At 46.5% G+C, this 15,819-nt stretch carries 13 protein-coding genes; 11 read left to right on the top strand and 2 right to left on the bottom strand.

Annotation, left to right across the window (positions count from 1 at the left end):
* Nucleotides 1-440: 440 nt before the first annotated feature.
* On the bottom strand, nucleotides 441-3,281 hold the full coding sequence (locus tag P3C17_RS03795) for a pitrilysin family protein (protein WP_300928176.1): 2,841 nt from the start codon (nucleotides 3,279-3,281) through the stop codon (nucleotides 441-443).
* Nucleotides 3,282-3,463: 182 nt separating this feature from the next.
* On the opposite strand from P3C17_RS03795, the gene P3C17_RS03800 reads away from it, so the two are divergent.
* The 3 genes from P3C17_RS03800 to P3C17_RS03810 all read left to right on the top strand — a co-directional run bounded on the left by P3C17_RS03800 (nucleotide 3,464) and on the right by P3C17_RS03810 (nucleotide 6,112).
* Entirely contained in the window at nucleotides 3,464-5,497 is a 2,034-nt protein-coding gene (locus tag P3C17_RS03800; protein ID WP_300928177.1) for a YdbH domain-containing protein, read from the top strand.
* 76 nt (nucleotides 5,498-5,573) lie between these two features.
* Nucleotides 5,574-5,759 (top strand): YnbE family lipoprotein, encoded by a 186-nt coding sequence (locus tag P3C17_RS03805; RefSeq protein WP_300928178.1) that lies wholly within the window; start codon nucleotides 5,574-5,576, stop codon nucleotides 5,757-5,759.
* 11 nt (nucleotides 5,760-5,770) lie between these two features.
* Nucleotides 5,771-6,112 carry a YdbL family protein gene (locus P3C17_RS03810; RefSeq protein ID WP_300928179.1) on the top strand — a complete coding sequence of 114 codons (342 nt, stop codon included), beginning with the start codon at nucleotides 5,771-5,773 and terminating at the stop codon, nucleotides 6,110-6,112.
* Nucleotides 6,113-6,172: 60 nt separating this feature from the next.
* Here the strand turns inward: P3C17_RS03810 and P3C17_RS03815 are convergent, their stop codons facing one another.
* Nucleotides 6,173-6,469 (bottom strand): YciI-like protein, encoded by a 297-nt coding sequence (locus P3C17_RS03815; RefSeq protein WP_300928180.1) that lies wholly within the window; start codon nucleotides 6,467-6,469, stop codon nucleotides 6,173-6,175.
* Nucleotides 6,470-6,654: 185 nt separating this feature from the next.
* Between P3C17_RS03815 and P3C17_RS03820 the strand changes: the two genes are divergently transcribed.
* The 8 genes from P3C17_RS03820 to P3C17_RS03855 are packed head-to-tail and all read left to right on the top strand — an operon-like array spanning nucleotide 6,655 to nucleotide 15,800.
* A complete protein-coding gene (locus tag P3C17_RS03820) occupies nucleotides 6,655-7,923 on the top strand; it encodes an HlyD family efflux transporter periplasmic adaptor subunit (protein WP_300928181.1) in 1,269 nt (422 codons plus the stop codon).
* A gap of 44 nt (nucleotides 7,924-7,967) precedes the next feature.
* A complete protein-coding gene (locus tag P3C17_RS03825; protein WP_300928182.1) occupies nucleotides 7,968-8,663 on the top strand; it encodes an ABC transporter ATP-binding protein in 696 nt (231 codons plus the stop codon).
* Nucleotide 8,664: 1 nt separating this feature from the next.
* Nucleotides 8,665-9,981: an ABC transporter permease gene (locus tag P3C17_RS03830; protein ID WP_300928183.1), complete on the top strand. Its 1,317-nt coding sequence runs from the start codon at nucleotides 8,665-8,667 to the stop codon at nucleotides 9,979-9,981.
* Between the two features lie 10 nt (nucleotides 9,982-9,991).
* Complete coding sequence (locus P3C17_RS03835) at nucleotides 9,992-11,173, top strand: ABC transporter permease (protein WP_300928184.1); 1,182 nt, start codon at nucleotides 9,992-9,994, stop codon at nucleotides 11,171-11,173.
* Between the two features lie 3 nt (nucleotides 11,174-11,176).
* Nucleotides 11,177-12,511 carry a sigma-54 dependent transcriptional regulator gene (locus P3C17_RS03840; protein WP_300928185.1) on the top strand — a complete coding sequence of 445 codons (1,335 nt, stop codon included), beginning with the start codon at nucleotides 11,177-11,179 and terminating at the stop codon, nucleotides 12,509-12,511.
* 6 nt (nucleotides 12,512-12,517) lie between these two features.
* The gene (locus P3C17_RS03845) at nucleotides 12,518-13,831 is read left to right on the top strand and encodes an ATP-binding protein (protein ID WP_300928186.1); all 1,314 of its coding nucleotides are present in this window, start codon (nucleotides 12,518-12,520) and stop codon (nucleotides 13,829-13,831) included.
* Nucleotides 13,828-14,910, top strand: coding sequence for a LacI family DNA-binding transcriptional regulator (locus tag P3C17_RS03850; protein ID WP_300928187.1), 1,083 nt, complete (start codon nucleotides 13,828-13,830; stop codon nucleotides 14,908-14,910). The genes P3C17_RS03845 and P3C17_RS03850 overlap by 4 nt, the downstream gene beginning before the upstream one ends.
* Before the next feature lie 41 nt (nucleotides 14,911-14,951).
* Complete coding sequence (locus P3C17_RS03855) at nucleotides 14,952-15,800, top strand: endonuclease/exonuclease/phosphatase family protein (RefSeq protein WP_300928188.1); 849 nt, start codon at nucleotides 14,952-14,954, stop codon at nucleotides 15,798-15,800.
* The last annotated feature ends 19 nt before the right edge of the window (nucleotides 15,801-15,819 follow it).

Genomic DNA, 15,819 nt, shown 5'->3' on the forward strand with positions numbered 1-15,819 from the left:
CCAAAAGTACAGCTTTCAGTTTACGGCTTTACTGCACTTTTAGATTAGAACCATCTACAGGTAAATTTCAGATCATGGTTTTGATCTGAAACTTTGTTCATGCCTTTAGCAGGCTGGCTAGTTTGCCATGTTTTTTTGAATTTGTGACGATTAGTCATAAATTAATAAAAATTTAAGAAAAATGAAGCTGTTGATCCCAGGTTTTCTTGTCAGAAACTGCTTTTCCAGAGACGTTTACGCTTGAATTCACAGAAAAACTTCAGCTACTAGTGTAGCGATCAAAAGTAGTTTCAACTATCGAATAGTGGTAGAAAATTGTAACCAAATGACGGGAATGTTAAGGAGTTACAGGGACTGCTGCTACGGAGTAAAATACATTATGCGTCGAAACTATGAAGCGGTAAGGCCACCTGACAGGCAGCCTTACCGCTTTAGTTCTATTACAGGCTGATTTTCTCTACTGGATAACCCAGCTTTTCCAGTTCAGGAGCTAAGCTTTTAGCGTCACCCACCACCAGAATACTCATTTCTTTGGTATTCAGGTGTTTAGCAGCCAAGGCATTAATCTGCTCTTTGCTGATGCTGGAGACAATCTGATTACGCTCACGAACAAAATCCGGAGTTAAATTAAACTCCAGAATTTGCGCCATAAAACTTAACTTCGCATTAGGTGTTTCATATTTCAGCGCATCCGACTGATTGATCGCCAGGCGCATAAAGGCCAGTTCATCATCCTTAATGCCGTTCTGTCTGAACGCGTCAATTTCATTAATAAACTGACGAATAGAATCGACTGTGGCATCAGCTCTTACTGCTGCAGAAGCAGTGTAAGTACCTGTAAACTTGTCGGCGTTAAAGCTGGCACGGGCACCGTAAGTGTAACCTTTATCTTCACGCAGATTCAGGTTAATACGGCTGTTGAACGTGCCGCCTAACACAAAATTCATTAAGCCGGCCTGATAAAACTCACCCGTGATGTCCTGTGTCAGTGAACGCTTACCAATGCGAATTTCAGACTGAGGAGCATCAGGCTTATCCAGCAGATAAATAGTACCAGGCTTAGCTTTCATGTTGCCTGTATTCACCTGTATGGACGGACCTTTGCCTTGCCAGTCAGACAACTGATTTTTCAGCTCTGTAGCTACAGTGTCCTGAGGTAGATCAGAGACAACAATCAACTGACCACCTGCTGGTTTGAAGTATGTCTGGTACCAGTTCTTCACATCATCCAGAGTTAGCTTACTGACCGACTCCAGAGTGCCTTCGTTTGGTATCGCAGCAATACTGCCGTCGTACATCATTTTGTTATAAGCCGTTGCTGCCAAGTAAGCGGGGCTGGTGGCGCTGTGCTGAATACCCTGCAGGGTTTGTTGTTGCAAGCGGCTGAAGTCTTCGGCTTTAAAACCCGGATTGCGTAATTTTTCTTCCAGCAACACTAAGGTTTGTGGCAGGTTTTTACTTAAGCTGGACACAAACACGTTTATATAGCTGTCGCTATTGCTGATACTGATGCTGCTGCCCAGTTTTTCCAGCTCCAGGCTCATTTGCTCAGTGCTGTAATTTTGGGTGCTTTCGTTCAGCAGAGCAGCCATTAGAGCGGATACACCGGCTTTATCTGCTGTTTCATAATAACTGCCAACAGGAATTTTCAGTAATAAAGAGGTGGTTGGTGTTTCTGTGCTTTGGCTGCCCAGCACTTTAATACCGTTACCCAAATCTGTGGTCCAGGTGGCAGGCAATTCAACAGCTGGATTCATACCGGCAACAGGTTGCTTGCTGCGATCAAAATTATCTACGGCTTTACGTACCTGCAGATCTTCAGCCTTGGTGGTTGAAGGGCCACCAAAATCATGTTGCACCGGCTTAAAGTTATCCGCTTTGGCAATCAGCTGAGTTTGGCCTCTTGGTACCACACTCATCACCACAGAGTGCTGATTTTTGATGTAAGTGTTGTACACCCGCATTACATCGTCTTTGGTTACCGCGTTATAACGGGCGATATCGTCGCCAATAGTGTCAGGCTTACCTAAAAAGGTCTCGCTGGCGGCCAGTTGACTGACTTTGCCTGAAACACTTTGCAGGCCAAAGATACTGCCGGCTTCAATTTTTGCTTTTACTTTTAACAGGTCGTCGTCTGTCACACCACGTTGTTCAAATTCAGTCAGGCTGGCGCGGATAATTTGTTCTATATCGGCCAGGTTTTTACCCGAAGTTGGATTTGGCAAGGCATATAACGAAAACTCGCAAGCCAGTTCACGGCAAGGGTGAGATACAGCAGCCTGCACTGCCAACTGGTTTTTCACCAGATTCTTATACAGCAGTGAGTTGTTACCACCGCCTAAAATTTCTGCCAAAATATCCAAAGCTGCTTCGTCTTTGTGATGAGCATAAGCTGTTGGATAAGCGATGTAGACCAGTGGTAAATGCACATTGTCTTCCATCGAGATATAACGGGTTTCAGGCAGTTTGACGAATTTTTTCTCTGCATTGATCACTTCAGGACCACGAGGAATAGAACCAAAATACTTTTGTACCATAGGTAACATGTCTTCGGCTTTAACAGCGCCACCAATAGTTAAAGTCGCGTTGTTTGGGCCATACCAGCGCAGAAAAAAGGCTTTCACGTCATTGACGTTGGCGCGGTTTAAATCGTCCATGTAACCAATAACTGGCCAGGAATACGGGTGGCCGTCAGGATATAACGCCTGAGACACTCGTTCATTTAAACGACCGTAAGGTTGGTTATCAACTCGCTGGCCACGTTCGTTTTTCACTGTCTCGCGTTGTACTTCAAACTTCTTCTCTGTGACAGCGTCCAGTAAAAAGCCCATGCGGTCGGCTTCTAACCAAAGCATTTTCTCAACCTGATTGACGGGTACAGTTTCAAAATAGTTGGTGCGATCGGAGTTGGTGGTGCCGTTTAACGTACCGCCTGCTTCAGTGATGATTCGGAAGTGTTCTTCGTCACCGACGTTTTCAGAGCCCTGAAACATCATATGTTCAAAAAAGTGGGCAAAACCTGATTTACCTAACTCTTCCCTGGCTGAACCTACATGATAAGTCACATCCACATGCACCATTGGATCGGAATGATCTTCATGAACAATTAGGGTTAAGCCATTGTCCAGCTGATATTTCTTATACGGAATATGGATACCTTGCTGGGGTTTGGATTGTTCAATCAGTTTGATGCCAGCAGGTAAGTTCGTTTGTGTCTGTGTGCCACAGGCGGCTATGGTTAAAGCAAAAGCTATGGCTATTGTCAGTTTAGATTTGTTCATATCGTCCTCCTTGTTAAGCACCCGATTAAAGCACGTTTCCTTTAGGTTAAAAAGATACAATTATGTAACAAAGCGATACAATGCCAATGACACAGGCCCAAAAGTACTGGCCTGCTTTGGGTTTTAGCGCCAGACTAATAGATTGAATTCACTGACGATTCAGCCAAAGGGCTTAAAGTGAAATGAAGCAAAAAGGGGATGACGTGATAAAGGCTGGTTCTGGCGTAAAAAAATCAAGGTCTTGGTTAAAGTGGAATTTGCTGCTATTGCTGCTGGCAGGCATGTTGTTTGCTTTTATTCAGCTGCATTACTGGTGGAACCTACTGAACCCCAAATGGCAAGGCCTAGATTTATCCTGGGGTCAGGTGCGTGTTGAACAGCTTTCAGTGCAACTGCCGTTTTATGGCAATCAACAGCTGCAACTGGAACAACTGGAGCTGGGGTGGACAGGCTGGCCCTGGCCTTTAGAGCTGGTGCAGGCTCAATCGCTGAAGGCTCAACTGGATTTGCAACTGGCAACTGCTGAAACCCAATCCGAAACAGTACCAGAAACAGAGGGGGCGACTCTGCCTGTTTTGCCATTGTGGTTGCCACAAGTGTTAGTTTTTGAACAGATTGAGATTTCGTTACCTTGTGCCCGTCTAAACAGCAAGCTGAGCAACAGTGTTGAAAACTCAGACTGTTTGCTGCTGGGATCCTTAACCTACAGCGAACAAAGCCAACAAATACAGCTGCAACTGGCCAATCAACAAGCCGTATCTGTTGAAGGCATTGGTGATGTAAAGCTGGCCCTCAAAGCTTTGATCCAGCCGACGGCTGAGCAACTACAAATTCCTGAGTTTGAACTGAGCCTTGCAAGCAGCCAGTTAAACTGGCAGCAGCATCAGTTCTCTGAGCTTGATTTAAAGCTCAGTGGCAAGGCTGTCTGGCAAAACAATCAACTGAACTTTGAAGCGACTAAGCCCCTGCAGTTGAAATCTGGTTATCAGCACCCGGATCTGAACATACAACAGCTGGTGCTGGAGACTAAGGATTTGAAGCTTAAACTGGACCCGGCGGAACCTGCGAATGCTCAACTAAAAACTGAACTGAAACTTGAAGTAAAACAGCTGCAGCATGCTCTGGTAAAAACGCTGGACTGGAACTGGGCAGGAAAAGCCTCGTATCAACAGCAGCAGGCCGAGGTGGACGGTCGGTTGGCGAACAGTCAATCCTTGGCGTTGGAGCATAAAGTCAAACTTGCGGAGCAGAAAATCAGCCTGAACTGGACTTTGCCTGAACTGTTTTTTCTGGCGGGTAATCCATTACAAATTGGGCCTTTTTGGCCTGAACTTTTAACATTGCAAAAAGGCAAAGCATCAGGCAAAGGTCAACTGACGTTTGATATGGCCAGCATGGCGCTGATAAAACAGCAAACAGAGCTGGTAGTGCGCGATTTAAGCGGCATCTACGACAGAACTGTATTTAATGGTTTGACTACAAAGTTAACCTTGTTCAGCGAAGGTGCGGCATGGACTGTTCAGACTAATGACTTGAAACTACAGCAGGTGAATCATGGCCTGTTGTTTGGGCCTGTAGAGCTTCAGGCCGTTTACAAAACCAAAGCGCCAGACTGGTTTTCCGGACAGCTTGATCTAAAGCAACTGCAACTGGCTTTGTTTGGTGGTCAGGTGAAAGCGACGCAGCAGAAGATCGATTTAAGTAAAGATGCTAAAGTCTTGCTGCAACTGGATAAATTACAGTTGGCAGAATTACTGAAGCAACATCCCAGCGCCGATATGACAGGGCAAGGAACTATATCCGGCACTTTGCCTTTGAGCATAGAACAAGGCAAGCTGACGGTAGCTCAGGGCTCAGTGGCCGCTTTAGAACCTGGCGGCAAGATTGCGTACCAGTCGGATAAAGCCCAGGCTATGGCTGCCTCGAATCAGGGCATGAAGATCGTAATGCAGGCGCTGCAGAATTTTCATTTTTCAGTGCTGTCGGCTGGAGTCAGTTACAGCAAAGAAGGACAGTTATTACTGGCACTGAAACTGGAAGGCAATAACCCCGATTTTGAAAAAGGCCGGGCTGTGAATTTCAGTATTAATTTAGAAGAGAATTTACCAGCTATGATCACCAGCTTGCAGTTAAGCGGTCAGGTCAGCGAGTTAGTGAAAAAAAGGGTTCAACAGCGTCTGGCAGCCCAAAAAGCCAAAGACGCCCGCAAGGAGTAATAATGAAAAATTGGCAGGATAGACAATTTTCACAGCCGCAGGCAGCCAGCCAGGGTGCGGCACAGCGAGGTGCCGCATGAACCGAGGTTTAAGCCTTTGTTTGGCGATCTTAGTCAGCGCAGCCTGTACCCCCACAGTGCAGGTGGCTATGCCAAATGAGCCAATCAATATCAATCTGAATGTTAAAATTCAGCATGAAATTTTGATAAAAGTGGATAAAGAACTGGACGAATTGATCAGTGATTCCAGTGGTTTATTTTAAGGAGAGCCAAGATGAAAACTGTACATAAATTACTGCTATCAAGTGTGTTTGCTATCAGTTTGCCTTTGCTGGCGATGGATTTGCAGCAAGCCATGTCTGCTTTGGGGCCTGCGAAAACTCAAGGTCTGGTAGGCGAGCAACCTAATGGCTATTTAGGTGTGGTCAGCCCCTCTGCTCAAGCCAAAGAAATAGCCGACTTAATTAACAAAGCCCGCAAAGCCGAGTATCAGAAACTGGCCGCGAAAAACGGTATTCAGTTGTCAGATGTCGAAGCAATTGCAGGCCAAAAAGCCATAGAAAAAACCGAAGCTGGTCAGTTTATCCAACTGAACGGTCAGTGGCAGAAAAAATAAAAATGGGGTCAGATCACATTAGTTACGTATAACTAATGTGATCTGACCCCAATTTAATCTTTAGCGTATGGGGATTGTGGCGTCATGACCCACTACCGTATGCCATGGCAGGATACGGTAGCTGCTGACCAAGCCGTTGATCACGTAGGGATCCGATTCGGCAAAGGCTTGAACCTGCGCCGGATCTGCTACGTTAAACAGCAATAAAGCGCTCTCTATTGGCTCACCTACAGCTCCACCTAATACCAACTCACCTCGCTCTGCGGCCGACCAGGCCAGCTGCAAATGTTCGGCACGAAACAACACCCGCTTTTCCAGATAATCTGCTGATGTTTGATACTGCAATAAATAATGCATTTTTACTCCTTCATTTATTTATGTCCGCTGTCCGCTTGATTTGTGCGGACACTTTATCTGTCCGCGGACAGTTTTAATTAGTCAGTGGTTTTCGGTTTTTTCATTATAAAACAACGGCTTAACTTTATTCTTTGCGGTGGCACGTTCCCTGCTATATCTGGTTAATCAGATGATGGAGAACAGCGATGATCCAGGGCACAGAAAATCAGGATATTCAAATCCAACCGAACAAAACCAGACAGTGGCGTCGCCCTGTGTTGGCCACTTTATTTATGGCTGGTGTTTGTTATATCAGTTATAGCCTGTTGGCGGCCAGCTCGGCTCAGGCTTCTTTGGTCTTGCCTAAAGATCAGGTGCAACTGGCTATAGTGGAGCGCGGCAGTTTTACCCGTGATTTATCGGTGCAGGGCAGGGTAGTGGCGGCCAATGCGCCTACTTTATTTAGTCAGGAAGCAGGCCAGGTTCAGTATCTGAAACAACCAGGCGAAGCTGTACAACTGGGGGATTTATTGGCTGTTGTATCAAGCCCAGCGCTGGATAACGAACTGGAGCAACAACGTGCTTTACTCGCCAGTATGGAATCTGATTTTGAACGTTCAGCGTTGTTAGCACGTGAACTGCAGCTGGATATGGAGCAAGTGCAAAACACAGCTCAGGTCAACTTAATAGCCGCCAAGCGTGAGCTGGCCCGTGCTGAGCAATCAATTAAAGTGGGGGTCATTCGCCAACTGGATTACGACGTGGCGAAAGACAATCTGTTGCAGGCCGAGCTGGAGTTTGACCACGCCAAACGTAAGGTCGCACTGGCTTCAGATAAGCTGAGTTTTGAAAAAAAGTCTGGTCAGTCCGCTTTAGCCCGTCAGGCTTTGGTTGTGGCTGAACTGGATCGAAAGCTGGCGGCACTGCAAATTAAAGCTCCTGTCACAGGCCAGGTGGGTAACTGGCTGGCAGAGCAGCAAAGCCATGTTCTGGCGGGCACAGGTTTATTAACAGTGATCGATTTAAGCCGCTACGAAGCAGAGCTTTCGGTGCAGGAAAGTTATATCCGCGATTTAGCTGTGGGTATGCTGGTCGAAGTGAATTTAGGCAATCAGCAACTCAAAGGTGAACTGAGCCATATAGCCCCTGAAGTGAAGGACAACTTAGTGACTGCACGAGTGCGTTTTTCTCAAAACGACAGCACCAGCTTACGTCAGAACCAGCGTTTATCTGCCCGCGTTATTATTGAGCAAAAAGACAATGTGCTTCGCATCAAAAGGGGCGACTTTGTCGGCTCAGGTGCCAGCCGTATTGCCTATCAGGTGACGAATAATCTGGCGGTGAAAACCTCAGTGGTATTAGGTGCGTCATCAGTACAGTACGTCGAAATTTTACAAGGTGCCAAAGAGGGTGACCAATGGGTTATCTCTAATCTGGATGAATTTAAACAACAAGACAGAGTTCAATTGAACTAAGGCTTTCACAGGAATTGAGGGCTTGGGCCCTACAGGAGCAAACCATGATTAAAATTAATAACTTAAGCAAAATTTTCCGAACCGATTTAATTGAAACTCATGCCCTGCGACAAATTAATCTGCAGGTGAATGAAGGTGAATTTGCCGCTTTAACTGGCCCATCAGGTTCTGGTAAGTCGACTTTACTTAATGTGCTTGGCACTTTAGAAAGTTTTGATCAGGGCGATTATTTGCTGGATGGCCGTTCAGTCAAAGGTTTATCTGACCGTGAATTATCAGCTCTTCGAAATGAGAAAATAGGTTTTATTTTTCAGGGCTTTAACCTGATTAAAGATTTCAGCTTGTTTGATAATATCGAGCTGCCACTGCGCTACCGTGGTTTCAGTTCAGCCGAGCGTAAACGCCGGGTTGAACACGCATTAGAAACCGTGGGTTTAGCAGCGCGTCGTGATTATCACCCAAGTCAGCTTTCTGGTGGTCAGCAGCAACGTGTGGCTATAGCCCGTGCTATTGCCGGTGAGCCGCGTATTCTGCTGGCGGATGAACCTACAGGTAACCTGGATTCGTTAATGGCCCGCCAGGTCATGGAACTGCTGGAAAAAATTAACCAGCAAGGTTGCACCATATTAATGGTGACGCATGACCCGGATCAGGCCCGTCGTGCCAATCGACATATTCAAATTGTGGACGGTCAGCTCAATGACTCCAGTATGTACGAACCTTTAGCAGCAGGAGCTTAAGATGGAAGCTTTAATTCATAATCTGAAGCTGAGCTGGCACAGCATTAAAAGAGCCCCTTTGCCTTATGCATTAACCTTGCTGATTTTAAGTTTAGGTTTAGGCACTTTTTTCAGTAATGCCACTTTGTATTACTGGATGAACCGAGACCCGATACCAGAAAAAAGCCAGACGCTGTTTATGGCGCGGATGAATTCGACACCAGGTGATTGCACCGACTGTTTTGAACCACCGAGAGTGATAAGTTATATGGATGTGCAAAAAATGAGTGGCAGTGGCATTACATCAGCCGAAGCCGCTATGTACTCCAGCAACGCTTATGCCAAAACTGTGGAAAACCAGCAGGCTACACCCAGTCAGGTGGAATTGCGTGTGACTCAGCGCGACTTTTTTAAATTGTTTAATGTACCCTTTTTACAGGGTGAAACCTGGCCTGATAACAAAGCCAGGATGGAAGTGGTGATTAGCAAAAATACAGCTATTAAATTTTTTGGCCGCACTGAAGTGGTAGGGCAGGACATGCTGATTGATGATCAGTTGTATAAAGTCATTGGGGTATTAGATGACTGGAGCATGTTGCCCCGTTTATATGATGTCAATGGTCGCCGTTCGGCTGAGCCTGTCGAGGATATTTATATTCCGCTGGAAACCGCTTACGATTTAGCTATTCAGTCTAATACTCAAAATTCATTCTTTGATGTGGACTGGGACGGCGATATGGCCACCTACCCACAAATGGCCAGAACCAACTTTGTGAACCAATTACAGTTTTGGGTGCAATTGGATAGCCCGGAAAAAGTTCAGCAGTATCAACAGTATCTGAAAAACCTGGTACAGGATGAAAAAGCAGCAGGCCGTCATACCAGACCAGAAGGCAACAAACTGGACAATATTCTGAATGTGCAAAAAGCCTTGCGTGCAACCAATGATCAACTGGATGCTTTTGCTTTGGTTGCTTCATTATTTCTGCTGGTTTGTGTGGTCAACGCTAGCCATTTGTCACTGAACCGTTATATGGCCAACCAGTATGAATTTAGTTTACGCCGTGCTTTAGGTGCCAGTCGCTGGCAGCTGCAAAGCCAGATTATGGCCGATGTTTTAGTCAGTTCTGCTTTAGCTTTTGCCGCAGCCTTGCTGTTTGCCCAATTGGGCTTATGGACCATCAACTCGTTATTGCCTGGAACCCGCGCTTTGGCCAGTTGGGATTGGCAGATGCTGAGTGTGATGGCGCTGTTTGTAATGCTGATCAGCTATCTGGTGACCTTGTACCCGGCATTAAAAACCTCATTTAGCCCGCTGAATCAGCAGTTGAAACAATAAGGAGATCACCATGTCTGTATTTTTAATTATTAAATCCTTATTGCGCCGCAAAGTGGTCACAGCTTTGTTGTTGCTGCAACTGGCCGTTACTTTAGGTTTGGTAGTGAACTCCTTGCTATTGGCAAGCGCAGCTAAAGAATTGGTCGATCAACCTACAGGATTAGCGCTGGATCAAATTCTGACGGTGTGGGTAAAACCAACCAGCAAAACACTGCGCCTTCAGCCCGCTTTAACAGAGGTGATTTCACGACAGTTGACTGCGGTCAGACAAATACCGGGCGTGGAAGCAGCAGACTTTGTTAATCAGATCCCGTTGCGGCAAGGCGGATCAAACTGGAATATTTTTGAACGTGACCGTCAAGACGAAAGTAATGTGGATTCAGTGCCTTATTATTACAGCTCAGAGCAAATTTTCCAGGTGCTTGGTGTTCAATTAATCACAGGCCGTTTATTAACCCAACAGGACTGGGGGATTGATAATATTCTGCTGACTGAAAAGCTGGCTAAACAACTGTTTGCTGAACAAAACCCGATAGGTAAAGTGACCAACAATGGCACTGTGGTCGGGGTGGTGTCGGACTTTTATTCACAGCGTTACGCCAGCCATCCATTTTATGGTCAGATTATATTTGGCCCTCTTCACAGAGCTGAACAAGGTTATCATTTAATCGTCAGAGTGGAACCAGGCCAATCCGACGCTGTGCGTAAACAATTAGCAGAAGTGATAAGAAATGCTGAACCAGAAATAGATATTGGCACTGTACTGCGGATGGACGAAAACCGTGACGAAGTGTTCCGTTCAGAAATAGGTTTGGCAACATTGCTGGCGGTATTAAGTGGTTTGATGTTACTGGTTGCGATGATTTCTGCCTACAGTCACGCTCATTTTCATGCGCTGCAAATGCAAAAAGAAGTGGGCATCAAAAGAGCTTTAGGGGCCAGTAAAGCCCGTGTTTTGCTGGATGTACTAAGTGAAAGCTGGCTGACCACAGCCATAGGGGCTGGTTTTGGTATTCTGGTCTGTTACGGTTTAAACATCAGTCTGGCTAAAGTCATTAGCATACCTGCAGTACCAGTCTGGCTGCCGCTGCTGACTATGCTGTTACTGCTGCTTTGTGTCACGCTGGCCACATGGTATCCTGCCAGAATAGCAACACGGATATCTCCGGCCACAGCAACTAAGACCTTATAAACAATGAAAAAAATACTGGTCATCGATGATAACGAGGCGGTCTGTACCGCCCTGATGACCCTGTTTCAGTTGCAGGGGTATCAGGTGTTTATGGCGCAGCAGCCTGGTGTGGCTAAAAGCATTTTGCAGCAGCAATCTATCGATCTGATTTTGCAGGACATGAACTTTGCTCAGGGTGAAATGAGTGGCGCTCAAGGCAAAGAGCTGTTTTATCAGTTGCGCTCTGATCACCCGAGTATTCCTGTTGTACTGCTGACGGCCTGGACTCATCTGGATATGGTGGTGGAACTGGTGAAAGCCGGTGCCACCGACTATATCGCCAAACCATGGGACGATCAGCGTTTGCTGACCACTGTTGCCAACACACTAAAAATCAAACAACTGACTGAACAAAACTTAAAAGCCGAGCGCAAACAGCAGGAAAGATTGGGCCTCTTTGCAGGCAAAGATTTATGTGGCTTGGTGTTTGCCAGCACTGCTATGGAGCAACTGCTGCAAATGGCATTGCAACTGGCTCCAAGTAACGCCGCAGTTTTGATTACGGGGGAAAATGGTTCTGGCAAAGAAGGCATAGCTCAGGTGCTGCATGCCAATTCCAGCCGTAAACAGCAGCCTTTGATTAAAGTAAATATGGGCGCTTTACCGGCCGATTTAATGGAAGCAGAACTCTTTGGTGCCGAAGCCGGTGCCTACAGCGGCGCGACTAAAACCCGTATTGGCCGCTTTGAAGCTGCAGATGGTGGTACTTTATTTCTGGATGAAATAGGCAATCTGTCGTTATCTGGCCAGATGAAGTTACTGCGCGTGCTGCAAACCGGAGAATTTGAACGTTTAGGCTCCAGTCAAACCCGCAAAGTGGATGTGCGTATTATCAGCGCGACCAATGCTGATTTAAGCCATGCCATTAACGCAGGGCATTTCCGCCAGGATTTGTATTACCGGATCAATGTGGTACAGCTGCATTTACCATCCCTGAAAGACAGAGTGGATGACATTGTACCTTTGGCGCGGCATTTTCTAGCAGGTCAAAAAAGCCTGACTAAAAAAGCCGAACAGGCGCTGCAAAGTTACAGCTGGCCGGGCAACGTGCGTGAGCTGCAAAATTTATGTCAGCGCGCTTTATTATTGACTTTGGCTGATGAAATTGATGCTGGCGATTTGGGCTTGCCTCAGGAGCAAAGTACAGTTAAAAAAACGCTGGATGATTTGGATAAACAGCAGATAGAGCAGGCGCTGCAGCAGGCTCAGGGTGTGGTAGCCCGGGCAGCTAAGCAATTGGGTATTAGCCGACAGGCGCTGTACCGGAGAATGGAGTTTTATGGCATTGAACCAGTGTAAGAGCTTATGCAACTGATCCGGCGTTTATATCTGCTGGTGCTGGCCTTATTAGTGCCGGCTTTTTTGTTGTTGTCTTATCTGGAGGCTGAACCGCTTTGGTATGGGCTCTTTGTGGGCTTTGATGTTTTGGTGTTGCTGGTGCTGCGTTTTGCGTTAAAGCCTTTGCTGCAGGAAATTGAAGCGCTGAATTTACATGCTCAGAACTTACAGGACGGTAGTTTTAATGTTGATGCTAATCGCCATCTTTTACGTGAACTTAAACCTTTAGCTGAAGTGTTGCAGCAAATGTCTGCACAATTACGGCAAGAACGCGCCACTTTGTATCAACGCGAACTGCTGCTTGATACGGTTTTACAATCCAGCCCCAGTGCTATGGTGTTAACCGATCAAAGCGGCAGGGTGCTGATGAGCAATCCGGCGGCCAGGGTACTGCTGTATCAGGGCCGTAAGTTTGAAGGTTTGCTGTTTTCTGAAATGACGGCAGAGCTGCCCGAACTGGCTTTGGCTATTGAAAGTGGACAACAAGGGTTATTGCATCTGGGCGAACCCGCATCGATTTGGCATTTGTCTGTTAGTTTTTTCTCGCTGAACCAAAAATCGCATCAGTTGTATCTGTTAAAACCTATGACCCGCGAAATCCATCGTGAAGAAGTGAAAGCCTGGAAAAAACTGCTGCGGGTTATTGGGCATGAACTGAATAATACGCTGGCGCCTTTATCTTCATTAGCTTACTCCGGTAAGTTAGTGGCGACAGAGCTGCAGCATAAACAGCTGCAACAAATTTTCCAGACCATCAGTGAGCGTCAGCAGCATCTGAATCAGTTTTTACAGTCTTATATCCAATTTGCCAAATTGCCGACTCCCGCCTTGGCACCAGTGCACTGGGCCAGGCTGATTAATCAGTTGCAGGATCAATATGAGTTTGAGCTGGAGGGTGATTTACCACAGCGTATCTGGTTGGCGGACCCGTTGCAGTTGTCACAGTTGCTATTAAATCTTTTGAAAAATGCTCACGAATCCGGATCCAGACCAGAGTTTATTCAATTAAGTTTTACCGAATTACCGGATCAATTGCTTATTCGTATTCAGGATGCAGGCGGCGGTATGACAAGCGAAGCCTTAGCCCACGCCATGGTGCCTTTTTATACCAGTAAGGAAAATGGATCGGGCATAGGTTTAACCTTGTGCCGGGATATAGCTGAAGCTCATGGCGGCAGTTTAAGCCTGCAAAATCAGGACGCGGGCTTATTGGTCAGCCTGATACTCCCTGCCTCTGGGGCAGTCTCTGGTGCTGGCAATTCTGTTAGTGAACAGGCATGATAAAGCCTGAACTAAAACAGGGTGTTATAGCTGTGTCGGCAATAGAAAAACCAAAAAAATTAAATCTGAAAACCGTGGCTTCTTATCTGGGGGTTTCGGTCGCTACTGTCTCCAATGCCTATAACAGACCTGATCAACTTTCTCCTGAATTACGCCAGCGTATTTTGCAGCAATGCACTGAACTGGGCTACGACGGCCCTAATGCCGCAGCCCGCAGTTTGCGTACAGGCCGCTCTGGCATAGTGGCGGTTTTATTGTCAGACACGCTGGAATATTCGGTCAGCGACCCTGTTGCCAATCAATTTATCAAAGGGGTGGCTGAAGTGCTGCAGGAACATGGTATGGATATGCTGTTGTTATCCGGCCGCCATAACACCAGCAGCAGCAGTGCTGAAGCTGTGCCCGACGCCTTTATTTTGTATGGTGCGCCGAGCAACCCTGAGCAATTGAACCGCATTGTTAAAAGTGGCAAGCCGCTGATCACAGTGGATTGCAATCTGGATAATGTGGTGTCGGTGAACGTCGATAACTACGCTGCAGCCCATCGTATTGCTGAGCATGCCTTTGCTAAAATGCAGGGCAAAGTGGCGGTGCTGGGTTTGCGTTTAATTGAATCAGACAGAGTGTGTCGTATTCAGCCGCACGAGCTGTACAGCACAGAACAAGCCATTTCCCGCCGCCGTTTGGACGGTTATTTAGCTGCTGCTATAGAACAAGGCCGCGATTTACCCGCAGATGCGGTCTGGCATATTCCGTTGAATACCCATAATTTTGCTTTAGTGGCAGCCCGTGAAGCTTTAACTCAATTTCCACGACCTCAAGTGTTGCTCTGTATGAGTGATCGTATTGCATTGGCTGCTATGGCGGTGGCGCGTGAGCTGGGCATTAAAATACCGCAAGATTTAGTAGTGGTTGGTTTTGATGGCATTGAAGAAGCTGAACGTTTTTACCCCAGCCTGACCACTATTGCCCAGCACAGCGACGAAAAAGGCCGCACTGCAGCCCGTATGCTGTTGTCCGGTGATTTGGCTGCAGATTTGCTGATGCCTTCAGAATTAATAATTCGGCAAAGTTGTTAAGGTAGTTTTAGAGCTTCCTTTCATTTTAATAGGCTAACTGCATGAAATTTTTGCTGCTTATGTTATCCCTGCTGGTCTTTCCTTCATTGGCACAAGCCGAACAATTAAAACTAATGAGCTACAACATTCGTTGTGGTTTATGTGAAGCTGAAGGGACGCCGCAGTATTGGCCTGAACGCAAGTTCTTGCTGGCGCATTTAATTCAGACTCAACAACCAGACCTGATTGGCTTGCAGGAAGCCGAACTGTTTCAGGTGACTGATTTAGTGGCTATGTTGCCGCAGTATCAATGGTTTGGTGAAGGTCGGGACGATGGAAAAACCAAAGGCGAAAGCACGGCTGTGCTCTATCGCAAAGATAAATTACAGCTGCTGTCAGCAAAAACCTTATGGTTGTCAGAAACGCCAGAACAGGTATCAAAAGGCTGGGATGCAAACCTGAACCGTACTTTCACGAAGACTCAGTTTAAAGAGTTGAAATCCGGCCAGAGTTTTTATTTTCTGAACACGCATTTTGACCATATGGGCCAGCAGGCTCAGCAGCAAAGCGCTTTGCTGCTGAAAGCCGAAGTGGAGCAATTACCCAAACAGAGCAAAGTGTTGCTGACAGGGGACTTTAATGTCGAACCTGATAGCGCGCCTTACCAGGCTTTAAGTAAAGTTTTACATGACAGTGCTTTGGTGGCGAAAGATAAGCTTTCCAAAAATGCTGGCACTTTTAACGGTTTTGGCCGCGAGCCCAATAGCCCAAGCCAAACCATAGATTTTATTTTTGTCAGTAAAAACCTGCAGGTGCAAAGTTATCAGGTGGATAACAGAAGATACAACGGCTTGTATCCTTCTGATCATGAAGCGCTGGTGGCGGTCATTGATTTAAAAGGGTCATTGTAAAGCGGAACAGGATGGCTGC

The organism is Rheinheimera sp. 1928-s, assembly GCF_029269265.1.
Lineage (GTDB): Bacteria > Pseudomonadota > Gammaproteobacteria > Enterobacterales > Alteromonadaceae > Pararheinheimera.